Below are 25505 nucleotides of genomic sequence, written 5' to 3'. Positions count from 1 at the left end.
ACGACGTCAATAACGACGTCGTTAACGACCTGAACTTACCGGTTCACACCACCTCTCATAAGGCGGTCCTATTCGGCCGGTTACGATGCAATAAAATCAATGACTTGACTTTGCAGGTTCAAATCGGGGGTCCTCTACCCCGCAACCAAATACACACGCTGGAAAGGGCCGACGATCGTTCGCGGAGGATGGTGTCGCGCAGAGCTGAGCGTTGGAGAAAGTCGTGAGAGGGGTTTTGTCCGGTCCGGATTGCTGACAGAAGCGGCGCTTTTGGAATCCAGACCGATTCATGCCGAAAGCCGCCCTCTACGCTCACTATTCCTCCGACGTTTAGAACCCGCAGTCGAGCGACGACCAGCTTCAGCTTTGCCGTCAACTGCCGGAGCGGGAAGGGTGGCAGGTTGCGGACCGCTACTTCGACGAGGCGGTCTCCGGCGCGAGCATTCGTGGGCGTGCAGGAAACAACCGTCTTCTGGCCGATGCCCGTGGAGGCTGTTTCAATGTCGTTTGCGCGGAGGCCTTTGATCGAATCTCACGCGATCAGGAAGACATCGCGCATATGCATAAGGTTCTGCGCTTCGCGAGGGCGTGGCGAGAACGGTGGCGAATCGCCAACCGTTGAGATTGATCAGCCGATGGGAGAGGAAAGAGGCGCCAACGCTTGCTGTAAAGCGGGATACTCAATCAACGCGAGCGCGTCCGCGCCCACTGGTGAGCGCAACATCGATCTTCGCTCTTCATGAGTTCCAACCGTTCGCGTCCAGCCTCTTCATCCCACCCAACTACCACCCAAGCACTGCAACTACAGCTCACAGTTGTAGCGCGTGTGGACAAGAATGGGCGAAGTCCATGGCCTGGTCTCGATGCCTCTGCGCTTTTCGCCGATCCATTTGACTGCGGCGGCAAGTTCGGCAGAGAAGTCATGCGAGATCACATAGTCCATCGTGCCATCTTCAAGCAGCTTCTTCGAACGTGGTGTGAGCTCATGACCCACAAAGATCGTATCGTGGGCGCACCCAGCCTTCTCCAGTGCCATGGCAATACCGCGGTTCGCTCCAGCAACATTATAGACTGCGGCGGGGGTGCCGTTGCTTTCAATGTAGCGCATGATGTGCTCGTACGTTGTCTCGGGCACATCATCCGAAACGACACGGTCATCCACCCGGAGGTGTGAAAACTCGGAGCGCAGAACCCTGCGGAACCCCATCTCACGCTCCTGCTGGCAACGAAAGGAAACGCTCGTTGCGAGCAGCACACGGTGGCGTTCCTTGTGCATGGCAGTCCCGATCAGTTGGCCCGCGACACTTCCTGCCGCGTATTGATCATTCCCGATGTAGGCGCTGCGCCGCGAGCTGGGCAAGTCGGTGGTAAGACAAACCACCGGCACACCCATGCTTTCCAGCCTTCTGATGGCGCTGTTGAATGCGGGATGCTCCCTGGCGATGACGACGACGCCATCGGATGATGCGCCGTCAGCAAGCATGGATGCGGCGAAAGCGGCCGCATCGAGCAGGCTGGTCGTGATATAGGAGCCCCTCACGCTAGCTCCAGGAACCGAGCGATTCACATATTCAACCGCTCTCGCGATGGCCGTGTTGAATGTCTCGCCGGACTCGCAGAACAGACGGATGTTGAGTGCCGAAGCCTCGTTGCCGCGGTCGCTGGCCAGCTTGTTCAGAGCCTCCTTGACCTTGTTACGGGTCTTTTCGCGGACGCCTTGCCGATTGTTCAGAACGCGATCGACTGTGGCAGGTCCGACGCCCGCGACTTCCGCGATCTCACGGATCGTCGGGCCTTTCCAATTGGCTTCATCATCGTCGTTTCGCATAGATCTTCCAGCGTGATGGAAATAACATCAAGAGTGTCTCATAATCCACAGATACAAACAACACTCTCGCAAGGATGCCGCAAATTCAGACACGGTGATGTAGATCACATCAGAAATAGGCAATTGTGGCGCTTTTCTGATGTGATTGGCAGCAATAGGGTGTCCCGGACGTGCTGTAGCGAATGGCACGGACTGCAAAGCAGAGGGAGGAAACTCATGCAGGTTGCAAAGAAAGTCGCTGCTGCGACGCTTTTGGCCACTGTGGCCATGACCGGGGCTGCTATGGCTCAGGAGGAGAACTATCGCTTTGTGATGGTGTCCCACATCGGCTCGAACGATGCGAACATGGGATGGCTCACGGAGTCGCTCAAGACGTTCGAAGAGAAGTATCCGAACGTAAAGACCGAATACATCTCGACCAACAACTACTCAGTCCAGGAGCACGTGCGCCTGCTGGAGCAGGCTATCGCAACCAATCCTGATGGCATTGCTGTTCCGATCGTGGACTCCGATGCCTTCGAAGGCCCACTGCGTCGCGCCATCGAAGCCGGCATTCCGGTCGTCGCCTTCAACATCCCTGATGGCCGTCCCGAGGGCGAGCGCATTCCCTACCTGACCTATGTCGGCGGCGACGAATATCTCACCGGCCTGCATCTGGGGCAGTACGCTCTGGCACAGGCCGAGGCCGGCAACATTCCCGCACCAACGGGGGTCGTCTGCGCCAGCCATGATGCCGCACATCAGGGCCTGAAGGCGCGTTGTGCTGGCATGAACGCAGCGATGGAAGGCACTGGCGCCAAGTTCGAGGAACTGTTCATCGGTGCGGAACCGGCTGCGGCCCGCAACACGCTGCAGTCCTTCCTGCAGGCCAATCCCGACACCAACTACATCTTCACCGTTGCCGGCTGGTCCTCGCCATGGGCCTGGGATGTCGCCAACGACATGGGCCTGAGCCCCGATGTCGACAACGAGGGCGTCACCATCCTTACCGTGGATGAAGCCCCGGTCTCGATCGAAGGCATCCGCGCCGGCCACCTTCTGGCGGCCAACAGCCAGGGCTTCTGGCTGCAAGGCTATGCGCCGATGGAATGGCTCTACTGGAACAAGACCCTGGGCTATGAGCCCAAGGCGGACATCCTGACCGGCCCGGTCATCATCAACGCTGAAAACGCCGACAAGTGGGCCGAACTGGTCCGCAGCGTCTTCGGCGATGAAGAATACGACAACCAGAACACCTGGTAATTCGGCTCCTCCACTGGGGCGGGTGGCACAGGGTTGCCGCTCGCCCCTCTTTTTCCCTGCCTCGCGCCAACCACCAATGCGGGCTGGCCTCGTTTCGGGGACATCTTTTCGAGAACGCACCATGAACCTGTCGTGAGAAGGCTGAATGCAATGACCTTTTTGAGGCAACTTGCCAAGAGCGCCGGGTTCGGGTCGGTCGTTGGCGTCGGTGTGATGCTGATCGCGTTCACGCTGATCGACTTCTCAGGCTGGTGGACTGCCCGGACGCTGTCCAACGTCATCCACTTCACCTCGATCCTTGGCCTGATCGCAATCGGGCAGGCACTTGTCATTATCTCGAAAGAGATCGACCTGTCAGTTGGCTCGGTCTACGGCTTGGCCGGTATCGCCTTCATCACCCTCGAACCTTCACTCGGTGTGCCCGGTTCGATGGCGGCTGCGCTTGCAATCGCAGCGCTTTGCGGGTTGGCACAAGGTATCTTGGTCGTGTGGGGCGGTCTTCCCTCCATGATCGTGACCCTCGGTGGGCTCTTCACGTTCCGCGGTGTTATCTATGTCTGGACAGGCGGATCGGTGCGCAACTTCTCGACTGACGCGCGCGAACACTGGTTGACGCGGCTGTTCGGCGGCGAGTTTTTGGGTTTCGAAAATGCGCTGCTGTGGATGCTGCTCATGCTGGCGGTCCTGAGCGTCGTCCTGAAGTTGACCCGATTTGGCAACCATCTTCTGGCAACCGGAGGATCGGCAGAAAGCGCTGAGTCCCGTGGTGTGCGCATCGACCGGGTCAAGATTGCGACTTTCGTGATCTGCTCGCTGATGGCCGGCTTCGCGGGCATCATCACCCTTGCAGACCGGCCACAAACCCACGTGACCATCGGCGATCTTCTCGAACTTGAAGCGATTTCGGCAGCCGTGATCGGCGGATGCCTGCTGTCCGGGGGACGCGGCTCGCTGATCGGTGCAGTTCTCGGGGCCTTCATCGTCACCAGCTTTCGCTACGAACTGATCGCGCTGGGCGCACCTTCATCGTGGTTCATCACCTTCGTTGGCATCGTTCTGATCGTTGCCGTCATCTTCAACCAGAAACTCGCCCGCTGGGCCGGTCACAACGTGTAACGCGGGAGGAATAGGCGATGCCTGACGCAAAGCCCCTGATCCAGGTCAAGAACCTGAACCTCTATTTCGGAAACTTCCACGCACTGAAGAACGTCTCGGTCGATTTTCACGCGGGCGAACTAGTGGGTCTGGTTGGAGACAATGGCGCCGGAAAGACGACGCTGATCCGCGTCCTTTGCGGCATCCACAAACCCACGGACGGCGAGGTCTATTTCGACGGCAAGCTGGTAAAGGAGTTCCACCCCAAGCTCGCCATCGACCAGGGAATCGAGACGATCCAGCAATCCGTCGGGCTATGCGACAACCTCTCGATTGCACGAAATTTCTATCTCGGCCGGGAACCCGTCCGGAAGGTCCTCGGCATACCCCTTCTCGACTTCGCGAAGATGCGCGGCGAAGCGACAAAGGTCATCCGCGCCTTCGGGTTGCGTGACAATGTCTCCGCCGATGATGAGGTCGAGCGCCTCTCGGGCGGTGAACGCCAATCGGTCAAGATCGGGCGCGCGGTCGAGTTCAAGAACCGCGTCGTCATCATGGACGAGCCGACCAATCACCTTTCGGTACGCGAGCGCGAGCACGTCAACGAGCTGGCGCTGCAACTGCGCAACCAAGGTCTTCTGGTGATCTACATCACCCACGACATCTTCCAGGTCCACAAGCTCGCCGACCGGATCGTCATCATGGAGAACGGCGAGAAGATCGAAGACGCCTCGACCGACAAGATGTCTGCCGAAGCGCTCGAAGAGGTCATCCGACAAGGCGGTCGCGTCGTCGAAAAGATGGAGTCGTGACCATGTCCCTGGCAGCTCTGAAACCCATCATCCGCAAGCATTCGGAGATCGGGATCTTTCTCGTCGCCGTGTTCCTGGTCCTGTTCTTCGTCGCGACCTCGGAGGGGCGCTGGAACAACGCCTACAATATCAGCACGATCCTTCAGGTCACGGCCACGCTGGGGCTCATGACCCTCGGTGTCGCGCTGGTCATCGGGACCGGTGAGATCGATATCTCGGTCGGCTCCACCTTCGGCATGGCCGCGTTGATCTATCTGTTTCTGGCCGTCCGGGTCGACCCGGCGATGGCTGCTTTCGCGGCTGTCGCGGCTGGAGCGGCCATCGGGGCTTTCAACGGGCTTCTTGTTACGAGAACAGGTACGCCATCGCTGATCGTTACTTTGGGATCGCTGATGATCTTTCGTGGCCTCGCGATTGCGCTGACGAGCGGTTTCGCTTTTTCTGTTCCCTACAAGGACCGAGGCGCGCTTTCCTACTTCATTCTCGGTGGCGACAATCTCTTCCGCATCGGGACGTTCCCTGGTGTCAATACAGGCTTTCTCTGGTTGATCGCTGGACTGGTCATCCTGTCTATCGCATTGAAACTCATGCCGTTCGGCAATCACCTATTGGCCGCTGGCGGTTCCGCCGCCAGCGCCCATTCGCGAGGCGTTCGGGTGGATCGCGTCAAGCTCAGGGCGTTCATCATCTGCGGTGTTCTTGCGGGACTCGCGGGCGTGCTGGAAGCGGGCAAACTGGGTTCCGCCGACGGGTCCATGGGGCGCATGATGGAACTCCAGGCCACTGCGTCCTGTGTGCTTGGCGGGTGTCTGCTCGCGGGTGGCCGCATCTCACTTGTCGGCGCGCTGATGGGCACCTTCGTTCTGTCCTCGATCCAGTCCTACCTGGTCGTGAGGGCCATCCCCCCGCAGTGGTTCATAGTCCTTTTGGGGCTCATCGTCGTGCTTGCAGCTCTCGGCGACCGCAAGCTGCGGCAATGGGCGCTCAAGCGGTAAAACGGAGTTATTTCATGACTGTTCGAATAGCCGTGATCGGTGCAGGCCTCATGGGAGCCGATCACGCAAGGATCGTGGCCGAGGACCTCCCCGGGGCGACCTTGCAGGTGGTCTGCGACATGGATGCCGGTCGGGCGCGATCGGTTGCCGCCGAGTACGGTGCGCAGGATATCTCCTCGGATCCCGAGGGCACCGTTGCCCGCAATGACGTTGACGCGGTGATCGTCGCCAGCCCGGATTTCACGCATGCACCCCTGAGCCTCGCCTGTGTTGAGGCCGGCAAGCCGGTCCTGTGCGAAAAGCCTCTGTCGCAATCTTCGGCCGAATGCCTTCCGGTGATTGACGCCGAGATGAAGACGGGTCGACGCTGGCTCCAACTTGGCTTCATGCGTCGCTACGACCGGTCCTATGTCGAAGCCAAAGCGGCGCTTGCCGATGGCGTGCTGGGCCGCGCCCTGATGATGCATAACTTCCACCGCAATGTGGAAACACCGGCATCTGACTTTACGGGCGCTAAGGCGATCACCAACTCGGCTCCCCACGAGTTCGATGTGGCGCGCCATGTCCTCGATACGGAGTTCAGCACGATCTCGGCATTCCAGCCGAAGCGGTCGGATGACCTGGTCGCGCCGGTCGTCATGGTGCTGGAAACCAGGGACGGGCAACTCGTCAATATCGAGATCAACAACAACGCAGCCTATGGTTACGACGTGCGCGGAGAACTGGTGGGCGAAACGGGCTCCATTGCCCTGAACGCCCCGGTCTACTCCCGCCTTGATGTCGGCCTGCGGCAATCCACGCATTATGCCGCGGATTGGCGTCCCCGCTACGGCGAGGCCTACCGTGCCCAGAACAGATCCTTCCTGAAATTCGTCGCCACCGGCGCTTTCCCCAACACCGCTTCCGATAGCTGGGACGGCTATGCCGCCGCCCTGGTCGCCGAAGCAGGTGTTCGCTCGCTACGCGAAGGCCGGAAGATTTCCATCGAGATGATTGAGAAGCCGGCGTTCTACGCCCGCTCCAAGGAAGCAGCAGAATGAAACTCGGGTTCGTATCGGACAGTCTCGGCGGCCTGTCCTTTGGAGAAATGCTCGACAATGCCCAGCGTCTCGGCGTGAGCGGCGTGGAGGTGAATACCGGCGGCTGGTCGACTGCACCGCATTTTGATCTCTCCGCCATGAAATCCAGTGCCGGGGAACGCAAGGCCTTCCTCAAGGCGTTCGCCGACCGCGGATTGGAGGTCATCAGCCTTAACGCCAACGGCAACCCGCTTCATCCCACGGATCGGGCGCAAGGCGAGTGCCTGAAGGACACGATCCGGGTCGCGGGCGAAATGGGGATCAAGACGGTTTGCGCAATGTCCGGCCTGCCCGCCGGCAGCGCCAATGACGAGATGCCAAACTGGGTCGTCTCGTCCTGGCCGCCCGAAACGCAAGACATCCTTCGCTACCAGTGGGAAGATAAGCTCTTGCCCTTCTGGGCCGAAATCGTCGCCATGGCCAAGGAGGCGGGCGTCGAGAGGATCGCCTTGGAACTGCATGGCAGCCAGTGCGTCTACAACGTCCCGTCCTTGCTAAAGCTGCGCAAGGCGGTGGGTCCCGTCATCGGGGCCAACCTCGACCCTTCGCATCTCTTCTGGATGGGTGCCGATCCGCTGGTGGCGGCCGACGCCTTGGGTGGTGCAGTCTACCACGTGCATGCCAAGGACACGATGCTGAACGCTCCTGTGCAAGTCACTACGAGCTTGCTCGAAAACGGCAGCCTCATGAACATCCCCGCGCGCAGTTGGAGCTACATCACCCTCGGCTTCGGCCATGGTGAGGAATGGTGGCGGCAATTCTGCTACCGGCTGAAGATGGCCGGATACGACGGCTGGCTGTCCATCGAGCACGAGGATGTGCTGCTGAACTCGCTGGAAGGGCTCGAGAAGTCGGTGGCGCTGCTCAAGAGCGTGATGCCGGTTGCGCCGTCCGACTTCAAGCCGCAGGATATCTGAGCCATGAGCGGGCCTTTCCAACTTGCAGCCTGCGCGGAAATGCTCTGCCGCGATCAACCCATCGAATGGCATGCCGCCCGCCTCACCGAGATGGGGCTTGGCGTCGGTCTTTGGAACTGGACGGATCATGACCTGAGCAAGCTCGGGAGATCAGGTGCTTCCTTCACCATCAGGAACGGGCATAAGCGTCTGGCGATTGCGTGCCCCCTGTACCGCAACCAATTCCAGCCAAGATAATCCAATTTGAGCAAGCGGTTAACCAAGATGGGCCAGCTTCACCGCTGTTTGCGTTAGCAAGAAATTAGCGCACAGGCTCAAATCACTTCGGGGGAGAGCGCCTCGAGCAAAATCAGATGCGGTTGATGCCGACCTCAGATCGGTAGCCCGAGTTGCTTTCGCAGGCTCTTGTCGAACGCGGATGCCGGGACGAAACGGCGCAGGAAACTGACCTGGCGTGCCATTTTTCCCGCCGTATAGCGCCTCTTCGGTTCTGGATCGGTCGCTGCTTTCAAGACCGTCTCGGCCACCACTTCGGGAGCATCGCCTCTTTCCATCGCTTTCCGCGCGGCTGCAGTCATGCCAGCGCGCGCAGAGTCATAGATATCAAGCAACTGATCCGGCTTCGCGAGATTCTCTTCGAATGACGTACGGGTATAGGCGGGCTCGACCAATGCCACGCGAATTCCGAACGGACGCAGTTCGTGGTCGAGCGATTCGGAATAGCCTTCAACGGCATGTTTGGTCGACGAATACAGCGCGAAATAGGGAGCCGGGATGAAGCCCTGCACCGAGCTCAAGTTGACGATTCTGCCTTTCCCTTGGCGGCGCATTATCGGCAACACCGCGTTGGTCACGCGAAGGGCGCCGAACACGTTCACATCGAACAGCGCCTGGGCTTGAGCCATCGAGGACTCCTCCGCGCCGCCAAACAGACCCATGCCGGCATTGTTGACGAGCAGGTCGATGCGGCCGGCCTCGGCCAGTACGTCATCGACCAGCTTCGCAACGGACGCGTCATCGGTGACGTCGCAGGTCAGCATGGTGACACCGTCGGATCGTTCGGCGACCGCGCGACGGCTGGTTCCGAATACGCGATAGCCCGCGTTCTGCAAGGCTTTGGCCGTTGCGTGCCCGATGCCGGAGGATGCTCCCGTCACTATAGCGACGCCAGGATTGGTTTTGTTCATGGAAGTCATTTCTTTCTTTGTGCTGGTTAGGTTTTGGGATGCCGCGTCCGCTTGTCAGCCGCGCGTTCCGGTGGGTCGGGAAAACAGGGGTTAGAGGCAGCGCTTCAATTGCCGGCACCTCCGGTGCTCGCGCCGGCCTCGTCATCCGTCCAGCGCAGGAACAGCGCGCTCGCATTGACCCCGCCGAAGCCGAAGCCATTGGCGATCGCGTAGTCCATCGCCATCGGCCGGGCTCGGTCTGCAACGAAGTCGATCCCGTCGCCGGCTGGATCAGGCGCTGTCAGATTGAGGGTCGGCGGTGCCACCTGATCCCTGAGCGCCAGGATTGCGAAGATGGCTCCAAGCCCGCCGGCGGCTCCGAGCAGGTGTCCGGTCGCCGACTTGGTTGCGCTGACGGCTATGGCGGAATCTGTGCCGAAGACGCTTCTGATCGCCTCGATTTCCCCAAGATCGCCGATTGGCGTGGAGGTCGCGTGCGCATTGAGGTGGCGAACATCGCGCGCCGAAATGCCGGCCTGGGCAATCGCGATCTCCATGGCCCGACGCGCCCCTTCACCGTCCTCGGGACCGGAGGTGACGTGATGCGCATCCGCCGTCGTGCCGTAGCCGACCAGTTCGGCAAGCGGTTTCGCGCCGCGGGCAAGCGCATGGCCCAGTTCCTCGATGACTAGGACACCGGCTCCCTCGCCCATGACGAAGCCGTCCCGCGACGTGTCGAAGGGGCGCGAGGCTTGAGCCGGCGTTTCATTGAAGCCGGTGGAAAGGGAACGAGCCGCGGCAAAGCCACCGAGACTGACGATGTTCATGCATGCTTCAGTTCCACCGCACACGGCAATGTCGGCTTCATCGGCGCGGATGAGACGGGCCGCATCCCCGATCGCCTGGATTCCGGCCGCGCACGCAGTTACCGGCGCGCCCAGCGGTCCCTTGAAACCGCAGCGGATCGAGATGTGGCCCGCCGCGAGGTTCACCAGGAAGGACGGCACCGTGAAAGGCGACAGGCGGCGGACGCCGCGGGTGTCGACCGTGCGCACCGCCTCGGTAATGGCGGGAAACCCGCCGATGCCGGATGCGATGATCGTGGCAGTGCGCAGGCGATCCGCTTCTGAGACGGGTGCCCACCCTGCCTGGGCGAGTGCCTCCTGTGCAGCCGCAAGCCCGAAGAGGATGAAGCGGTCTACCTTGCGCTGATCCTTCGGCGCCATGACGGCATCCTGATCGAAGCCGGCCTCAGGGTCTTCGCCCACAGAAGGCACCACACCACCGATCTTGGCCGGCAGGTCTCCCACTACATCCTCGGCAAGCCTCCGGATACCCGAGCGACCGGCCAGGAGGCGCGACCAGGACGTTTCGACATCTGCAGCAAGGGGCGTGATGGCGCCCATGCCCGTGACAACAATCCGTCGCATCTATTCTCCTATCAAATTGGGTGTGCCTACAGCGCTGCCCACGCCGTTCAAGCGGCGACGGTTTCGCGAACCTGTTCCGTTGCCGCATCCAGAAAGGCTTGGGCGAGGTCGGGGTCGTTGACAACGCGCGATAGCACCACCGCACCGACCATGGTCGAGAGAATGGCCATGGCCTTGCCGCTGGGCTCCTCGCCCTCGCCAATCAAGTGACCAAGATTTTCGAGATAATCCCTGATTCCGGCTTCGAAAGACGCTTTTACGTCAGCACTCTGTCTGGCGGCATCCGAGCCGAGCGCCACGATCGGGCAGCCGTCCATCCTTTCCTGGCGATGGTCCATGCTGAGGTAGAATGCGAGCACTGCGCCAAGAGGATTCTCAGGATTCGCCTCGGTCGCGTCCGCCCATCGGTGCGTGGCGCTTTCCATCGCCCGTCTGGACGCTTGCGCCACCAGGTCCTCCTTTGACGCGAACTGTTTGTAAAATGCGCCTTGGGTCAGTCCGGCGCCCTTCATCAGATCCTTGAGGCCGATGCCGTCAAAGCCGTGCTCCCGGAAAAGGCGGCTTGCCACACTGATCACGGTCTCGCGGTTTTCCGCGGCCTGTTTGCGACTCACACGCATCGTCAATCTCCATTTTTAGATTGCATTCGTAATCTATAGCTTATATAGAGTGTGAACGCAATCTATTTTGATGTGAGGCTATGGGCATGAAAATGAGACCCGTTATTGTGCTGGGGAGCATCCTGATCGCGGTGTCAGGAGCGGCGGCATTCGCCACATTTGCCATTCCCGCGCGGGAAGCCTCTGCCGTGAGCGACCCGAGGCAGGAACCGCCGTTCGTCAGGCTGGTGACGGCAGCGCCGGTGGCCGGATCCGAACGCGGCTTCACAGGCGTCATAGAGGCGAGGGTGGAGGGCAATCTCGGTTTTCGCGTCCCCGGCAAGATCGTGGAACGGCTCGTGGACGTCGGCCAGGAGGTCAAAGCCGGTCAACCGCTGATGCGGATCGACGATACAGACCTTCGCCTCGCGCTCACGGCGAAGCGCAATGCCGTTGCCGCAGCCCGTGCAATAGTCGTTCAGACGAAACCGGATGAACGGCGATACGCCAAGTTGCTCGACGATGGATGGGTTCCCCGGCAGCGCTACGAGCAGGCGAAGGCCGCGTTGGATACGGCCCAGGCGCAACTCGCCGCCGCCGAAGCCGAAGCACGGGTCGCCGAGAACGAGGCGACCTACACAGTCCTGGTGGCGAATGCGGATGGAACGGTGGTCGAAACGCTTGGCGAGCCGGGCCAGGTCGTCTCCGCCGGCCAGCCGGTGGTTCGCATCGCCCAGGCCGGCCCCCGCGAAGCGGTGGTCGCGCTTCCCGAAACGGTCCGGCCGGCGATCGGCTCGGTGGCCGAGGCCAGCGTGTATGGGGGCGATGAGCGCCGCTATAAGGCGCATCTCCGGCAATTGTCGGACTCCGCCGATGCCCAGACACGTACCTATGAGGCCCGCTATGTGCTCGACGGTGAGGCTGCGGCAGCACCGCTTGGCGCGACGGTAACCATTCGGCTTGCAAGCCAGGCGAGCGAGCGGCAAGTCCAGGTGCCGCTGGGAGCCGTGCTCGATGACGGCGAGAAGACCGGCGTCTGGGTCTTGGACAGCGCCACCTCGACCGTCAACTTTCAGCCCGTCCAGCTTGTTCGTGTGACCAGCGAAACCGCGGTGGTCGCCGGACTGAACTCCAGCGATCCGATCGTTTCGCTCGGCGCTCACCTCCTGCAAGAGGGCGCTCGCGTCAGGACTGCATCTGAAAGCAGGGGTAAGTGATGAACCTCAATCTTTCCGCGATCGCCGTTCGCGAACGCGCCGTCACCCTGTTCTTCATCCTCCTGCTGGTGGCCGCCGGCGCCTATGCGTTCCTCATGCTCGGGCGGGCGGAGGACCCCAACTTCACCATCAAGACCCTGACGGTCACCACGGCCTGGCCGGGCGCGACGGCGCGCGAGATGCAGGATCTGGTCGCCGAACCGTTGGAGAAGCGGCTTCAGGAGCTGACCTGGTACGACCGGGTGGAGACGACCACACGTCCAGGCTATGCGTATATGACGGTCACGCTGAAGGACAGCACACCGCCATCTGTCGTGCAGGAGGAGTTCTATCAGGCCCGCAAGAAGCTCGGGGATGAAGCCCGCAATCTGCCGCCCGGCGTCTACGGCCCGTTCGTCAATGACGAATATTCGGACGTGAGCTTCGCCCTTTATGCGCTGAAGGCCAAGGGCATGCCGATGCGTGAGCTGGCCAGGCAGGCCGAGGCGATCCGACAGGACCTCCTGCACGTGCCCGGCGTCAAGAAGATCAATATTCTCGGTGAACGTCCCGAACAGATATTCGTCGAGTTCTCCTACGCCAAACTGACGACCCTCGGCGTCTCGGCACAGGATATCGTTGCCGCACTGCAGCGGCAGAACACCGTCACACCGGCAGGCTCGGTCGACACAAAGGGGCCGCAGGTCTTCATCCGGGTCGACGGCGCTTATGACAGCGTTCAGGCGATCGCCGACACGCCGATTGTCGCTGCCGGGCGGACGCTAAAGCTGTCCGACATCGCCGAGGTCCGCCGCGGCTATGAGGATCCTCCCACCTACCTCATCCGACGCCAGGGCGAGCCCACCATCATGCTCGCGGCGGTCATGCAGGAGGGCTGGGACGGTCTCGCGCTCGGCAAGGCGCTGGAGGACAGGACCGCGGCCATCGCACAGACACTGCCACTTGGGATGACGCTCGACAAGGTGAGTGACCAGGCCGTCAACATCACCTCGGCGGTCGATGAATTCATGATGAAGTTCGCGATGGCGCTTGGCGTCGTGCTGCTGGTAAGCCTGCTCAGCCTCGGCTGGCGCGTCGGCATCGTCGTGGCGGCGGCCGTCCCCCTGACGCTCGCCGTCGTGTTCCTCATCATGCTGGAAACCGGCCGCTTCTTCGACCGCATCACGCTCGGCGCCCTTATCCTGGCGCTCGGCCTTCTCGTGGACGACGCAATCATCGCCATCGAGGTGATGGTGGTGAAGATGGAAGAAGGCATGGACCGCATCAGGGCGGCGGCCTATGCGTGGAGCCACACCGCGGCGCCGATGCTGTCGGGAACGCTCGTGACGATCGCCGGCTTCCTGCCGGTGGGTTTCGCGCGCTCGACGGCCGGCGAGTACGCAGGCAACATCTTCTGGGTTGTGGGGTTCGCCCTCATCGTCTCGTGGATCGTTGCGGTGATCTTCACGCCCTATCTCGGCGTTAAGATGCTGCCCGAGATCAAACCGGTCGAAGGCGGCCACCACGCGATCTACGACACGCCGAACTATCGGCGCCTGCGACGGCTCATCACCTTTGCCGTGCGGCACAAGTTCGTGACCAGCGGCATCGTCGGCATCGCCTTCGCGTTTTCCGTCGTCGGTATGGGGGGCGTCAAACAACAGTTCTTCCCAACATCCGACCGCCCCGAAGTGCTGGTGGAGGTTCGCCTGCCGGAGGGCACCAGCATCGAAACGACGATTGCCGCTGTCGAGAAGCTCGAAGGCTGGCTGGACGACCAGCCCGAGGCCGTGATCGTCACGAGCTATGTCGGCCAGGGCGCTCCCCGCTTCTTCTTCGCGATGGCGCCGGAGCTGCCCGATTCCGCCTTCGCCAAGATCGTCGTTCTGACACCGGACGCGAAGGCGCGTGATGCGTTGAAGCAGCGGCTTCGAGAGGCTGTGTCACAGGGAGTTGCGCCCGAGGCCTATGTGCGCGTCACCCAGCTTGTGTTCGGACCCTATACGCCGTTCCCGGTCGAGTTCCGGGTCATGGGCCCCGATCCCGAGCAACTGTACAGCATCTCCGAGAAGGCCCTCGACATCATGCGGGGCGTCCCGGATGTGCGGCAGGTCAATCGCGACTGGGGCAACCGCACGCCCGTGCTCCGCTTCGTCCCGGATCAGGACCGGTTGAACCTCATCGGTCTCTCACCGGCCGAGGTCGCCCAGCAGCTCCAGTTCCTCCTCACCGGCATTCCCGTCACGCAGGTTCGCGAGGACATCCGCAATGTCCCCGTCGTGGCGCGCAGCGCCGGCGGGGAGCGGCTGGATCCGGCGCGTCTGGCGGATTTCTCGCTGACGAGCCGGGATGGGCGGCAGATTCCGCTCGACCAGATCGGCCATTCGGAAATTCGTCTGGAAGAGCCGATCCTGAAACGCCGCGATCGCACGCCCGTCATCACGATCCGCTCGGACATCAACGAGGCGACCCAGCCTCCGGAGGTTTCCAAGGAGATCATGACGGCCCTTCAGCCACTGATCGCTTCCCTTCCGGCCGGCTATCGCATCGAACTGGGCGGATCGATCGAGGAGGCCGAAAAGGCCAACACCGCGCTGGCCAAGGTCTTCCCGGTCATGATCGCCGCAATGCTGATCGTCATCATGCTGCAGGTGCGGTCCTTCTCGACGATGACGATGGTCATGCTGACGGCACCGCTTGGCCTTGTCGGCGTCGTGCCGGCGCTGCTCATCTTCAACCAGCCCTTCGGCTTTAACGCCATCCTGGGGCTGATAGGGCTCGCCGGCATCCTGATGCGCAACACGCTGATCCTGACGGAGCAGATCAAGGAGAACCGAGCTGCCGGTCTTGACGACTATCACGCCGTCATCGAGGCCACGGTGCAACGTGCAAGACCCGTGATCCTGACCGCACTTGCCGCCGTGCTGGCCTTCATCCCCCTCACGCACTCCGTCTTCTGGGGATCGATGGCCTATACGCTGATCGGCGGCACGGCGGTCGGCACGGTGCTGATCCTGCTCTTCCTTCCCGCGCTCTACGCCGCGTGGTTCCGGATCAAGCCGACCACAGACGAGGTCCATGAGGACGCAGCGGAGGAATTGGAAATGCAAATAGCAATGGCTGCCGAATAGGGCTCGCCCGTAAACGCGAGCCCGGCAGATCCAATTCATCATTCCGGAGGCATTCATGAATCGCCCAGTCCGAACGCGAGCTGATCCTGACGAGGTGCGTGCGCGCATCCTGGAGGTGGCGGAGGAACAGTTTCGCCGCATCGGCTACCATAAGACATCGATGGCCGACATTGCCTCCGAACTCGGCATGAGCCGCGCGAACGTCTACCGTTTCTTTCCCTCCAGGGATGCGATCAACGAGGCCATCTGCAGGCGTGTCGTGAACGAGGTTGCCGACATCGCCTTTGCGATCGCTCGTACGGACGCGCCGGCCTTGGAGAGACTCGACAGGCTCCTGACCGCCATTCACCGGCACAACAAGACGAAACTGGTTAAGGAAAAGCGCATGCACGACATGATTGTCGCCGCCATGCAGGAGAACTGGGCGATCATCAAGGCGCATCTCGATCGTATAATGATGATCTTCGAGGCGATCATCCGAGAGGGCATCGAAGCGGGCGAATTCAAGGTCGAAGATCCCGCCGAGGCGGCGCGTGCGATCAAGACCGCATTCATGCCGTTCTTCCATCCGATCCTGATCGAGCACTGCGTGCAACACTGCGAAGACACCGAAGCGGGCCTGCGCGCGCAGATTCGCTTTATCCTGAAAGCTCTCGGCAAATCGGACCAACGAGTCTGATGCGCATCCGCCAGCACTTGGCACCGCGCTGGCGGCGTCAGCTTTTTGGCATCCCGGATGGTCTCAGCTGACGTTTCTGTGCGGCGATACGGAAGGGCGCATTGGCGGCGCCGTAGCCGCGGTATTCGCCGCGGCGTTCCACGATCTCGAAAAAGAAACCCTCGCCGTAGTTGGTGCTGTAAAGCTGGAAATATTCGCCGCCTTCATCCCGGTCATACAGGATATTATGCGACCGCAGCCGTTGAGACAGAGCCGCATCAATGCCGAATCGCGCCTCGAGGTCGTCGTAGTAATTGGGCGAGATCTCAAGCGGGCGGAAGCCGAGCTTTCGCATTGCCGCCGCGCTTGCAAAGATGTCGCGGCTGGCGAAGGCGAGGTGCTGCACGGACGAACCGAAGCTTTCTGCGATGAAGTGGCCCGCCAGCGTCCTGCGGCTCTCGGCACCGTTGAGCGTGAGTCGGAGCGTACCATTCTCGCTTTCTATGACCTGGCTGCGCACCAGCCCGCCGGGGTCGACCACGTCCACCATCGGGGATTTCCGGGTGCGGAAGATCGCCGTGTAGAACAGGATCCAGGTCAACATCTCCTCATAATTCATCGTCTGCGCGATGTGATCGACCGCAACAAGGCCTGCGTCGACCGTCGTCTTGCGCTTCGGCAGCGGCGCGAACTCGATATCCCAGACGCGTGAGAGTTCGCTGCGGCTGTCGATGAAATAGATCACGCCGCCGCCGACACCGCGGATTGCAGGAATGGCCAGCTCGCCCGGCCCGCGCTTCTGCTCGAAGGGTTCCGCCCCGAGCGCGCGGGCGCGCGCCACAGTCGCCTGCGCGTCCTCGACACGGATGCCAAGCGCATAGGCATTCGTGCCGTGGACGAGATAGGAGGAATGGGCGAAGCCCTCGTGCTCCGTGTTGATGACGATGTTGATGCCGGACGCGGCGGGCCCCTGCCGCCAGAGCACCACATCCTTGTTGCGGTGCTTTGCCTGTGGCGCAAAGCCCATGGTCGAAAGCAGCTGGCCCAGCTCGCCCGCTTCCTCGTCATTGGCAGCGAATTCAACGAATTCCACCCCCTCCACCGGGATCCGGTCGGGCATGTCGGGCACGTCGATCGCAATCGTACCAGGTTCGGCGCGGCGGACCTGGTCCATCAGGTTCACCAGCGCCCGCCTGCCATCCACCGCGATCGACTTGGGCGAACCGCCGCGGAACTGGTCGTTGAAGATTTCGAGCGAGAGTGGGCCGTCATAGCCGGTGGCCGCCACGGCACGCATGAAATCGACCACGGGCAGGTCGCCCTGGCCCGGCATGTTGCGGTAGTGCCGGCTCCAAGAGAGCAGGTCCATCTCCATATATGGCGCATCCGCGAGCTGCACGATGAAGATGCGGTCGCCGGGGATGGCACGGATCGTCTCGACATCGAGCTTGCGCGCCAGTGTGTGGAAGGAATCGAGGATAAGGCCGATATTGGGGTGGTCGGCTCGTCTCACGATCTCCCATGCGTCGCGATGATCGTTGATGTGGCGCCCCCAGGCGAGCGCCTCGTAACCTACCCTCAAGCCCCGCTTCGCAGCGCGCTCGCCAAGTTCATGGAAATCGGCTGCGGCACGGTCGATGCCGCCAAGGGCGGCCGGCGATACGTTGGAGCAGATGAGCATCAGGTCGGTGCCGAGCTCGGCCATCAGGTCGAATTTGCGCTCGGCCCGGTCGAACGCGCGTGTGCGCTGCGGCTCTGGCAGGCCCTCGAAATCGCGGAAGGGCTGGAACAGCGTGATCTCCAGGCCGTGATCGCGGATCATGCGGCCCACTTCGGCCGGCGTCCCGTCGAAGGCGAGGAAATCGTTCTCGAAGATTTCCACGCCGTCGAAACCGGCGGCGGCGATCGCCGCCAGCTTCTCGCGCAGGTCGCCGCTGATCGATACGGTCGCGATGGACGTCTTCATGTCTCATGCTCCCGGATCATGTCAATCAACGCCTTCACTGCGAGCACATAGCCGCGCGGCCCAAGCCCGGCCAGCACGGCGGTGGCGACGGTCGAGACGAGCGAGCGGTGATAGATCTCCTCGCGCCGATGGATGTTCGAGATGTGGAACTCGATGATGGGCCCGGGAAACATCTTCAGCGCGTCGAGCAGCGGGATCGACCTGAAGCTCAGGCCTGCCGGATTGACGAGGATGCCCGCGCCTTCGTCGATCGCCCCATGGATCCAGTCGACAAGCTGATGCTCGGCATTCGACTGATGGAACCGCACCGGCGTGTCGCCCCCCGCCTCGCGGCACATCGCCTCGACCTCGGCGAGCGTCGTGGTGCCGTAGATTTCCGGCTCGCGTTTTCCGAGACGGTTGAGGTTCGGTCCGTTGAGGATGAAAATCGGCTTTACGGTCATTGGCGTCTCCTTTCTGCGTTCAGCCGCCATATCCGAGCAGCCTCGGCAGCCAAAGCACGAGATCGGGGAAAAAGGTGATGAGGCCGAGTGAACCCACCATGGCCCACAGGAATGGAAGCACGTCGCGCACGATCTTGCGCAACGGCACATTGGCGATCCGAGTCATGACGAAGAGAAGCAGGCCGTAGGGTGGGGTAATGAGGCCAAGCATGATGTTGACGACGACCATGACGCCGAAATGGACCATGTCGATCCCGAGCGCCTGCGCCGTCGGGATGAGCACCGGCACCACGACCAGAAGAATGGTTGTGCCTTCCAGCAGGCAACCGAGCAGCAAGAGCACGATGTTGACAATGATCAGGAAGCCGGTTGGGGAAAGGTCGCGGGCAGTCAGGAAAGCGCTCAGCGCCTGCGGGATATTCTCCACTGTGACGACATAGTTGAAGACCAATGCGCCGGCAATCAGCATGCCGATGGATGCCGATGTGCGCGCGCTCGACAGCACCGAGCGGTAGAAGGCGCCGAAGCTCACACTGCGATAGAGGATGGTCGACACGAGAAGCGCGTAAGCCGCGGCGACAGCTGCTGCCTCCGTCGGCGTGGTAACGCCGGAATAGATGCCGCCGAGCAGGACGACGGGCATCATCAGCGTCGGCAGCGCGCGCCACGTGATGCCCGGCAGGGCCCGCAGCGGCGTGGGCGGCTCGACCGGAAATCCCTTTCTGCGCGCATCGAACGAGACGATGACCATTTGCGACAGGGCCATCAGCAGTCCCGGCACGACGCCGGCGAGGAACAGGTATCCGATCGATGCATCGGAGACGAGCGCGTAGATGATCATGGGGATCGAGGGCGGGATGATGGGCCCGATCACCGCTGTCGCCGCCGTAAGTGCTGCGGCATAGCTCGGCGGATACTTCTGATCCTTCGTCATGAGCTGCTGCATCATCTTGCCGGTTCCGGCGGCATCCGCGATCGCGGAGCCGGACATGCCCGCGAAGATGATCGACTGGAGGATGTTGACGTGAGCCAGCCCGCCACGGAACCGGCCGACCACCGCGTTGCAGAAAGCCATGAGCCGGTCCGTCATAGAGCCGATATTCATCAGCTCCGCGGCGAGGATAAACAGCGGCACGGCGAGGATGATGTAATTGAAATACATGCCGTTCAGCAGCTGCTCGGCGGCGGTTCCCATGTCGAGGCCCGCAAGCATCAGGTAGAGAATGGAGCCGGCGATCATGGCATGGCCGATCGGCAGGCCCAGGAAGGCGAGCGCGGTGATTGTCACGAGCGACAGGGAGAACGGGCTGGCGAAGCTCATACGCCGGAGCCTGCCTTCAAGGAGTCGAGATCATCGAGAGCTCGGCCGGTGAGCGCCTTCCAGGACAGCCAGATGTAGCGGGCGATCACGGCCAGAACGAAGACGATGTAGATGGAGAAGACCCAGTCGAAGCGCAGCTTGAGATAGGAGCTTTTCTCGACCTTCATGAAGGTGACGTAGTCGATAACCGCCGGAAAGGAGTATCCGTAGAGGAACAACAGAGCCGCAGCCGAAAGCAGGAACATGATCCGGCGAAGCCGCGGCCCCGCGGAGGCGAAGAGCAGATCGAAGCGCACCTCCTCCTCCTCACGCACGACGAGGGCCGCGCCGAAGAGGACGATCCAGATCCAGAGGATGGAGCTGAGTTCATTGGTCCATCCGACGGGCAGGTTGAGCACGTACCGGAACAGGACCTGCAGCAAGAAAGCGAGGAACATCACGCCAAGCATGAGCGCGAGAAGGTTTTCCGCACGGCGGTAGAGCCAGAGACCGACCCTTGATTTCGATGGCATGCGGTTCATTCCTGCTGAACGCGTGGAACCAGCCCGCCACGGACCATGCCCGCAGCGGGCTGGACACTCAGAGCGCGTTGATCTTCTCGACCATGCCTTCCGGCCAGTCCTTGGCCAGGTCGGAGGCGAGGTACTTCTGCTGCACATGCTCGCGGAAGGCCTCCCGGTCAGGCTCATAGATCTTCAAGCCTTTCTCCTTGAAGGAGTCGGCCAGCTCGGCCTCGCGCGTGAGATGTTTTTCCGTAGAGAAGTCGATGGCCGCATCCGCTGCCGCCTGGAAGCGGGCCTGGGTGTCCGCATCCATTTCGTCCCAAACCTTCTTCGAGACGGTCAGCAGGTCGAAGCCGACGAGGTGCGAGGTCAGGACGATCTGCGACATCACCTCGTAAAACTTCATGTTCTCGACATTCGGCAGCGGATTATCCTGCCCGTCGATCGCGCCGGTCTGCAGGCCCGTATAGACCTCGGCGTAAGCCATCGGCGTGGGGTTGGCGCCAAGCGCCTCGCCAAGGAACTGCCATGCATCTCCGGGGGGCATGCGCAGCTTAATGCCCGCCAGATCGGCGGGAGTGCGGATGTCCTTTTCCGGCTTGAGTCCAACCTGGCGAACGCCGAAATAGGTCGGCCCCAGAATCTTTATGCCAAGTTGATCCTCGGCCATTTTCTTCAACTCGGCGCCGGGCTCGCTGTTGAAGAAGGTCTTCACATGGGCCGCGTCACGGAACAGGTAGCCGGCAGTCACGATTGACCAGGCCGGGATCTGCTTGGAGATGTCCTGCGGCGCAATGTTGCCCATTTCGAGATTGCCGCGCTGCAGCGCGACGAGCTCGGTACCCTGCTTGAAGAGGTTGCCGCCGTAGTAGCCTTCAAAAGTGAAGTCGTCGGCGATCGCGTCGGCGAACTTCTGCATCATCTCCGCGCGGATATCCTGTTCCGAGAACACGGCAGAGAAGCGGAGCTTCGGCTTGTCCTGCGCCAGTGCCGGAAAGGCGGCGGATGCAGCGAGAACGCTGGTTCCGATGATGAACTGGCGGCGACTGATGGTGATGTTCATGCTTTCCTCCCTTTTGCGATGGTTGGTCCTACGGCCCTCGCGGGCCTCGCTTGCGGTTGAGTACGCTGCATCATTGTGATGTTGCGGGCTTGAGCTGCTCGGTGAAGAAGTCGAAGGTTCGGCCCATCGCCTCCAAGGCAGAGCGCCGCGTCAGCGCCTCTTCCGGGGCGACGAAGCTGTGGTCGACCCCGTCCACATAGTGGGTCTGCACCGCCACGCCGGCATCCTTCAGCCTGGCTTCGAACTGCGACTGCGATATCGGAACGATCTGATCGTCCGTTCCGTGCGCAAGCAGGAAGGGCGGATCTTTTTCGTCCACATGGCTGATCGGACTTGCGGCCTTGACGAGATAATTCGCGCAGTAGCCGGGCGTGCAGCCAAGGAAACGGGTAGGCACATTCGCCGAAAGGGAGGGCTCGGGCGCCTCTCCGGAACCGAAGTCGAATATCCCGTACCAGATCGCGGCAGCCGAGACACAGGTCGAGGTCTCGGATGTGCCTTTTGCGAAGAGTTCAAGATCGCTCTCGTCGCAGCTCACCGCAGCCAGGGCTGCCAGTTGGCCGCCTGCCGAACTTCCCCAAATTCCGATGCGTTCCGGATCGATGCCATACTCGTCCGCGTTGTCCCTCAGGAACCGGATCGCGGCCCTGACGTCGTTGATTCCCGCGGGAAAGGGCGCTTCTCCACTGAGGCGATACTCTGCCGATGCGACGACGAATCCGCGGGCGGCGAGATTTGCCAGCACCCCGGGAAAATCGGTGAACACGCCGGCGGTCCTCTTGTGGCTCCGTTCCCACCCGCCACCGTGAATGTAGAGGATGGCAGGCCGCGGCTCTGCCGCGTTCGGATCCCGGTAGAGATCGAGCGTCAGCGGCCGGTACCCAACCTGGGTGTCGTAGGTAACGTCGGCAAGCGCGACGACGCCGCCGGGAAACTGGACGGAGCGCTCCGGAAAAGCATCCCCGGCCGGCGGTTTTGGCGCGGTTGGGAAATCGAGGTCCTGACTTGCACCCTGCGCCGGCAGCGTGGCCAGAAAAACAGCCCCCAGAGCTGCTATGGGGAATAGCTTCATGCGATTTTCTCCTCCTCCTCCTCAATTCCAGAGCGAACACCGAGTGCGCTCGTCATCTCGATCGCCTTCGACTGCCCTGCGCGGCCATTTCCGTCGCCTTGGCTCATGCCGCTGCCTCGAAATGCCTGGCCATGGCGGTTATGTCCGTCGTCCGTCCCGTGAAAAGCTCGAAGGCGCGGACTGCCTGCCCGATCGCCATACCCATCCCCGGAAGAACCTTGCACCCTAGGCGGCGGGCATGACGTAGAAGCTCCGTCTCTCTCGGGAAATAGACGATCTCGGCCACCCAGTGGTGGGATGCCAGGAGGTCACCCGGAAAGGGCATCCCGGGATATTGCGCCATTCCTACAGGTGTCGCGTTGACCAGCCCATCGGCGGCCGCGACGGCTTCCTGGACGTTCGTTTCCGCACGGACCGAACCACCGATGGCGATATTCAGGCGCTCTGCCAGGCGTTCCGCCCGTCCGGGTTGGGAATCGACGATCGCGAGCTCCCTCACACCCAGCTTGATAAGAGCATAGGCGACAGCAGCCCCCGCGCCACCAGCCCCGAACTGGACCACACGGTCGAGGGGAACACCCGCCATGTCCCGCCTGAAGCTTTCCGCGAAACCCCAGCAGTCGGTGTTGTGACCGAAGCGCAGCCCGTCCTTCAGCACCACCGTGTTGACGGCGCCGACCACACGCGCCGCATCCGACAACTTGTCGAGCAGCGGCAGGATCTCCTGCTTAAACGGAAAGGTGACGTTGAACCCGGAGAACCCGAAATATTCGGCGAAGCGGACGAGCTCCGAGATCGAGGGCGCCGGATCGCCTATCAGATCGGCGTCAATCAGCCGGTAGATGTAAGCGATGCCCTGAGCACGCCCCTCCGCTTCGTGCATGGCAGGGGTGCGTGAAAGCTGGATGCCGCGGCCAATGAGGCCGACCAGCACGCTGCTACGTGGTGATACCAGCGTTTGCGCAGGTTCAGCGCTGACCGCCACTGGCTTCAAACCTGATCCTCCCTCACGGCTTCGCCGTTCCTCCTTGTAGGCGCGCGCCACACAATGCAATTTGAACTATCCGGTTAATTCAGTCAAGAACTTTGAACGAGCTGGTTAATTCGTATAAGAACCATGGGAGCAAGGAGGCTGCTGCATGGGCGAGTTGGACCTGGAACTACAGAAGAGCATCAGCCGTGGTGGCTGGAAGCAGGATCCCGCCGGCGTGCAGTTGAACATCCTCGCCGTCGCGACGTCAGAGTTCGCAGCCAACGGCCTGTCGGGGGCGCGCATGGACGAGATCGCGGCCAAGACGCGCACTTCGAAGCGCATGATCTACTACTACTTCGGCGACAAGGAGGGGCTCTACCGCCGCGTACTCGAGGAGGCGTACCGGAAAGTACGCGAGGGCGAGCGCGATCTCGATCTTGACCATCTGTCGCCGGTGGAGGCGCTCACACGTCTCGCGGAGTTCACCTTCGACCATCACAGCAGCAACCCCAACTTCATCCGTCTGGTGATGATCGAGAACATCCATCACGGTGCCTACATCAGGCAGTCGGAACTAATCGGCCGCCTGAACGCGGGTGCCATCGAGAAGCTGGAGACGATCTGCCGGCGCGGCAAGAAGGCGGGCGTTTTCCGCGAAGACGTTGATCCGCTCGAACTCCACTGGCAGATAAGCGCGCTCAGCTTCTTCAATGTGTCCAACCGCGCAACCTTCTCCCTTATTTTCGGAGACCGACTTTACAGCGCCGGAGGGCAGGAAACCTTACGCCAGCACGTGGTGAAAACGGTCCTGCGCTTTGCCGTCAAAGCAGACCAGGCGCCCTGATCCAGCAAGGTCTGCTCAACTTGCGCCACTGCGATGGTAAGCCTGAGCGATCGCATCGGGTCAACAGGTTGAAGAGCGGGCGTAAATGGCGGCTTATGGCGCGAAGCCTGTCATACAGATATCGCAAGCAAATGTCGGTATCGGTGGTTGCGAGCCCCCGCAACCACCTAAAATCAAAAACTCAAGTGAACTCAAAGGGTTGCTGGAATTTCGTTTTGGCGGATTTGCCCGCCGCAAACAGTGACCTGCCACTGAACTTTCATCCAGCGGCGATTAGAGCTTCGGCCGTTTCTGTTACGCCACGGGGCGCGGGGTGAGCAACCGGCGGAGGGCGCGGAGCCTTCGACTTGCGCAGCGCTGGAGCCGGTTGCGGCGAGGATCTCGGCGTAGGCCGCCGGGCCCGCCGCTTGCGGACCGCCAAACCTTCCTCGCGATAGAGCCGATAGATGCGATTGATCCCCGATGGCTCGCCCTCACGTCGGAGCAGGATGAACAACCGCCGATAGCCGAAGCGCCGACGTTCATTGGCAAGCTCACGCAACCGCCCGCGCAACTCCGCCTCCGGCGGACGGCAAGAGCGATAGCGGATCGTCTTGCGATCGGCTCCGACGATCAGACAGGCCCGCCGCTCCGACAGGCCCATGGCGGACCTCAGATGCGCGACGGCGTCGCGTTTTGCAGCAGGCCCTACCATTTTTTGCAAGAACCTCTCGAAGTGCAGAGGCTTCGAGCATCTGATCGGCAAGGAGCTTCTTCAGCTTCGCGTTCTCGTCTTCCAGAGCCTTCAGCCGCCTGGCGTCCGAGACGTCCATGCCGCCATATTTGGCCTTCCAATTGTAAAAGGTCGCATCGGAAATGCCGTGCTTGCGGCACAGATCCGCCACCTTCGCACCGGATTCCTGCTCACGCAAAACTGCAATGATCTGCTCGTCCGAAAACCGCTTTCTCTTCATCTGTCCGTCCTTCAAACGTGGCCGGACGCTAATCCAAACTGGAGGAAATTACCCGTGGCAGGTCAACAGACCCAAAGAAAATCAATCACTTAGAATTTAGGTTCAAATCACCTCGCAACCAACTGCAATCGTGGTCTAGTCACCTGGAACTGAAGTTCATTTCATTATAGGATTGTGCTCGCGACTGAAGAAGGAGCGAGTCGATGGCCAATGCGACTG

At 61.5% G+C, this 25505-nt stretch carries 22 protein-coding genes, 1 tRNA gene and 3 pseudogenes; 13 read left to right on the top strand and 13 right to left on the bottom strand.

Features of this window, described 5'->3' with window-relative positions:
- Positions 1-355: 355 nt before the first annotated feature.
- A pseudogene (locus tag GM910_RS27900) lies at positions 356-622 on the top strand (recombinase family protein); the annotation flags it as partial.
- Between the two features lie 180 nt (positions 623-802).
- Here the strand turns inward: GM910_RS27900 and GM910_RS23830 are convergent.
- Positions 803-1828: a LacI family DNA-binding transcriptional regulator gene (locus GM910_RS23830; protein ID WP_159592517.1), complete on the bottom strand. Its 1026-nt coding sequence runs from the start codon at positions 1826-1828 to the stop codon at positions 803-805.
- 216 nt (positions 1829-2044) lie between these two features.
- Between GM910_RS23830 and GM910_RS23825 the strand changes: the two genes are divergently transcribed.
- From GM910_RS23825 to GM910_RS23795, 7 genes are all read left to right on the top strand, one after another.
- Complete coding sequence (locus GM910_RS23825; protein ID WP_159592514.1) at positions 2045-3070, top strand: sugar ABC transporter substrate-binding protein; 1026 nt, start codon at positions 2045-2047, stop codon at positions 3068-3070.
- A gap of 150 nt (positions 3071-3220) precedes the next feature.
- Entirely contained in the window at positions 3221-4186 is a 966-nt protein-coding gene (locus tag GM910_RS23820; protein WP_246226320.1) for an ABC transporter permease, read from the top strand.
- A 17-nt stretch (positions 4187-4203) separates the two neighbouring features.
- The gene (locus GM910_RS23815) at positions 4204-4977 is read left to right on the top strand and encodes an ATP-binding cassette domain-containing protein (protein WP_159592511.1); all 774 of its coding nucleotides are present in this window, start codon (positions 4204-4206) and stop codon (positions 4975-4977) included.
- A 2-nt stretch (positions 4978-4979) separates the two neighbouring features.
- Positions 4980-5972, top strand: a complete 993-nt coding sequence (locus tag GM910_RS23810) for an ABC transporter permease (protein ID WP_159592526.1) — start codon at positions 4980-4982, stop codon at positions 5970-5972.
- 14 nt (positions 5973-5986) lie between these two features.
- Positions 5987-7012, top strand: a complete 1026-nt coding sequence (locus GM910_RS23805) for a Gfo/Idh/MocA family oxidoreductase (RefSeq protein ID WP_159592523.1) — start codon at positions 5987-5989, stop codon at positions 7010-7012.
- Entirely contained in the window at positions 7009-7968 is a 960-nt protein-coding gene (locus tag GM910_RS23800; protein ID WP_159592508.1) for a sugar phosphate isomerase/epimerase family protein, read from the top strand. Before GM910_RS23805 ends, GM910_RS23800 begins: the two co-directional genes overlap by 4 nt.
- Before the next feature lie 3 nt (positions 7969-7971).
- On the top strand, positions 7972-8205 hold the full coding sequence (locus GM910_RS23795; RefSeq protein ID WP_425482723.1) for a hypothetical protein: 234 nt from the start codon (positions 7972-7974) through the stop codon (positions 8203-8205).
- 134 nt (positions 8206-8339) lie between these two features.
- Here the strand turns inward: GM910_RS23795 and GM910_RS23790 are convergent, their stop codons facing one another.
- The 4 genes and pseudogenes from GM910_RS23790 to GM910_RS27895 form a co-directional block, all read right to left on the bottom strand.
- A complete protein-coding gene (locus tag GM910_RS23790) occupies positions 8340-9155 on the bottom strand; it encodes an oxidoreductase (protein WP_159592505.1) in 816 nt (271 codons plus the stop codon).
- 104 nt (positions 9156-9259) lie between these two features.
- Positions 9260-10564 carry a beta-ketoacyl-ACP synthase II gene (gene fabF / locus GM910_RS23785; protein ID WP_159592502.1) on the bottom strand — a complete coding sequence of 435 codons (1305 nt, stop codon included), beginning with the start codon at positions 10562-10564 and terminating at the stop codon, positions 9260-9262.
- 99 nt (positions 10565-10663) lie between these two features.
- Positions 10664-10759, bottom strand: a tRNA-OTHER gene (locus tag GM910_RS23780).
- Between the two features lie 257 nt (positions 10760-11016).
- A pseudogene (locus GM910_RS27895) lies at positions 11017-11184 on the bottom strand (TetR/AcrR family transcriptional regulator); the annotation flags it as partial.
- 86 nt (positions 11185-11270) lie between these two features.
- Between GM910_RS27895 and GM910_RS23770 the strand changes: the two are divergent.
- From GM910_RS23770 to GM910_RS23760, 3 genes are read left to right on the top strand one after another with little or no spacing between them, the layout of a single operon-like run.
- Positions 11271-12380, top strand: coding sequence for an efflux RND transporter periplasmic adaptor subunit (locus GM910_RS23770; RefSeq protein ID WP_159592499.1), 1110 nt, complete (start codon positions 11271-11273; stop codon positions 12378-12380).
- Positions 12380-15490, top strand: a complete 3111-nt coding sequence (locus GM910_RS23765) for an efflux RND transporter permease subunit (protein ID WP_159592496.1) — start codon at positions 12380-12382, stop codon at positions 15488-15490. The genes GM910_RS23770 and GM910_RS23765 overlap by 1 nt, the downstream gene beginning before the upstream one ends.
- Positions 15491-15545: 55 nt before the next feature.
- The gene (locus tag GM910_RS23760) at positions 15546-16169 is read left to right on the top strand and encodes a TetR/AcrR family transcriptional regulator (RefSeq protein WP_159592493.1); all 624 of its coding nucleotides are present in this window, start codon (positions 15546-15548) and stop codon (positions 16167-16169) included.
- A gap of 37 nt (positions 16170-16206) precedes the next feature.
- On the opposite strand, the gene GM910_RS23755 is transcribed toward GM910_RS23760, so the two are convergent.
- The 7 genes from GM910_RS23755 to GM910_RS23725 all read right to left on the bottom strand — a co-directional run bounded on the left by GM910_RS23755 (position 16207) and on the right by GM910_RS23725 (position 23501).
- Complete coding sequence (locus GM910_RS23755) at positions 16207-18114, bottom strand: bifunctional sugar phosphate isomerase/epimerase/4-hydroxyphenylpyruvate dioxygenase family protein (protein WP_159592490.1); 1908 nt, start codon at positions 18112-18114, stop codon at positions 16207-16209.
- On the bottom strand, positions 18111-18557 hold the full coding sequence (locus GM910_RS23750; RefSeq protein WP_159592487.1) for a type II 3-dehydroquinate dehydratase: 447 nt from the start codon (positions 18555-18557) through the stop codon (positions 18111-18113). Before GM910_RS23750 ends, GM910_RS23755 begins: the two co-directional genes overlap by 4 nt.
- Positions 18558-18576: 19 nt before the next feature.
- Positions 18577-19878, bottom strand: coding sequence for a TRAP transporter large permease (locus tag GM910_RS23745; protein ID WP_159592484.1), 1302 nt, complete (start codon positions 19876-19878; stop codon positions 18577-18579).
- Positions 19875-20390, bottom strand: coding sequence for a TRAP transporter small permease (locus GM910_RS23740; protein WP_159592481.1), 516 nt, complete (start codon positions 20388-20390; stop codon positions 19875-19877). The genes GM910_RS23745 and GM910_RS23740 overlap by 4 nt, the downstream gene beginning before the upstream one ends.
- Positions 20391-20457: 67 nt before the next feature.
- The gene (dctP, locus tag GM910_RS23735) at positions 20458-21444 is read right to left on the bottom strand and encodes a TRAP transporter substrate-binding protein DctP (RefSeq protein ID WP_159592478.1); all 987 of its coding nucleotides are present in this window, start codon (positions 21442-21444) and stop codon (positions 20458-20460) included.
- A 70-nt stretch (positions 21445-21514) separates the two neighbouring features.
- On the bottom strand, positions 21515-22516 hold the full coding sequence (locus GM910_RS23730) for an alpha/beta hydrolase (RefSeq protein WP_159592475.1): 1002 nt from the start codon (positions 22514-22516) through the stop codon (positions 21515-21517).
- A gap of 103 nt (positions 22517-22619) precedes the next feature.
- Positions 22620-23501, bottom strand: a complete 882-nt coding sequence (locus GM910_RS23725; protein WP_201285585.1) for a shikimate dehydrogenase — start codon at positions 23499-23501, stop codon at positions 22620-22622.
- Between the two features lie 154 nt (positions 23502-23655).
- Between GM910_RS23725 and GM910_RS23720 the strand changes: the two genes are divergently transcribed.
- Together GM910_RS23720 and GM910_RS23715 are read left to right on the top strand one after the other, a co-directional pair.
- Complete coding sequence (locus tag GM910_RS23720; protein WP_159592472.1) at positions 23656-24333, top strand: TetR/AcrR family transcriptional regulator; 678 nt, start codon at positions 23656-23658, stop codon at positions 24331-24333.
- 85 nt (positions 24334-24418) lie between these two features.
- Positions 24419-24577: a hypothetical protein gene (locus tag GM910_RS23715; protein ID WP_159592469.1), complete on the top strand. Its 159-nt coding sequence runs from the start codon at positions 24419-24421 to the stop codon at positions 24575-24577.
- Between the two features lie 108 nt (positions 24578-24685).
- On the opposite strand, the pseudogene GM910_RS23710 reads toward GM910_RS23715, so the two are convergent.
- Positions 24686-25286: pseudogene (locus GM910_RS23710) on the bottom strand (transposase); the annotation flags it as partial.
- Between the last annotated feature and the right edge of the window lie 219 nt (positions 25287-25505).

It is taken from the genome of Chelativorans xinjiangensis, from assembly GCF_009812055.1.
GTDB lineage: Bacteria > Pseudomonadota > Alphaproteobacteria > Rhizobiales > Rhizobiaceae > Chelativorans > Chelativorans xinjiangense.
Note: the sequence above shows the minus strand (reverse complement) of the source record. Positions and strands in the feature narration are given on the sequence as shown.

Coding starts and splice junctions, on each gene's coding strand:
- GM910_RS23790 (WP_159592505.1), bottom strand. CDS start 9,155: ATGAACAAAACCAATCCTGGCGTCGCTATAGTGACGGGAGCATCCTCC.
- dctP (WP_159592478.1), bottom strand. CDS start 21,444: ATGAACATCACCATCAGTCGCCGCCAGTTCATCATCGGAACCAGCGTT.
- GM910_RS23805 (WP_159592523.1), top strand. CDS start 5,987: ATGACTGTTCGAATAGCCGTGATCGGTGCAGGCCTCATGGGAGCCGAT.
- GM910_RS23830 (WP_159592517.1), bottom strand. CDS start 1,828: ATGCGAAACGACGATGATGAAGCCAATTGGAAAGGCCCGACGATCCGT.
- GM910_RS23815 (WP_159592511.1), top strand. CDS start 4,204: ATGCCTGACGCAAAGCCCCTGATCCAGGTCAAGAACCTGAACCTCTAT.
- GM910_RS23720 (WP_159592472.1), top strand. CDS start 23,656: ATGGGCGAGTTGGACCTGGAACTACAGAAGAGCATCAGCCGTGGTGGC.
- GM910_RS23795 (WP_425482723.1), top strand. CDS start 7,972: ATGAGCGGGCCTTTCCAACTTGCAGCCTGCGCGGAAATGCTCTGCCGC.
- GM910_RS23745 (WP_159592484.1), bottom strand. CDS start 19,878: ATGAGCTTCGCCAGCCCGTTCTCCCTGTCGCTCGTGACAATCACCGCG.
- GM910_RS23715 (WP_159592469.1), top strand. CDS start 24,419: ATGGCGGCTTATGGCGCGAAGCCTGTCATACAGATATCGCAAGCAAAT.
- GM910_RS23770 (WP_159592499.1), top strand. CDS start 11,271: ATGAAAATGAGACCCGTTATTGTGCTGGGGAGCATCCTGATCGCGGTG.
- GM910_RS23760 (WP_159592493.1), top strand. CDS start 15,546: ATGAATCGCCCAGTCCGAACGCGAGCTGATCCTGACGAGGTGCGTGCG.
- GM910_RS23755 (WP_159592490.1), bottom strand. CDS start 18,114: ATGAAGACGTCCATCGCGACCGTATCGATCAGCGGCGACCTGCGCGAG.
- GM910_RS23810 (WP_159592526.1), top strand. CDS start 4,980: ATGTCCCTGGCAGCTCTGAAACCCATCATCCGCAAGCATTCGGAGATC.
- GM910_RS23820 (WP_246226320.1), top strand. CDS start 3,221: ATGACCTTTTTGAGGCAACTTGCCAAGAGCGCCGGGTTCGGGTCGGTC.
- GM910_RS23800 (WP_159592508.1), top strand. CDS start 7,009: ATGAAACTCGGGTTCGTATCGGACAGTCTCGGCGGCCTGTCCTTTGGA.
- fabF (WP_159592502.1), bottom strand. CDS start 10,564: ATGCGACGGATTGTTGTCACGGGCATGGGCGCCATCACGCCCCTTGCT.
- GM910_RS23730 (WP_159592475.1), bottom strand. CDS start 22,516: ATGAAGCTATTCCCCATAGCAGCTCTGGGGGCTGTTTTTCTGGCCACG.
- GM910_RS23825 (WP_159592514.1), top strand. CDS start 2,045: ATGCAGGTTGCAAAGAAAGTCGCTGCTGCGACGCTTTTGGCCACTGTG.
- GM910_RS23765 (WP_159592496.1), top strand. CDS start 12,380: ATGAACCTCAATCTTTCCGCGATCGCCGTTCGCGAACGCGCCGTCACC.
- GM910_RS23750 (WP_159592487.1), bottom strand. CDS start 18,557: ATGACCGTAAAGCCGATTTTCATCCTCAACGGACCGAACCTCAACCGT.
- GM910_RS23740 (WP_159592481.1), bottom strand. CDS start 20,390: ATGCCATCGAAATCAAGGGTCGGTCTCTGGCTCTACCGCCGTGCGGAA.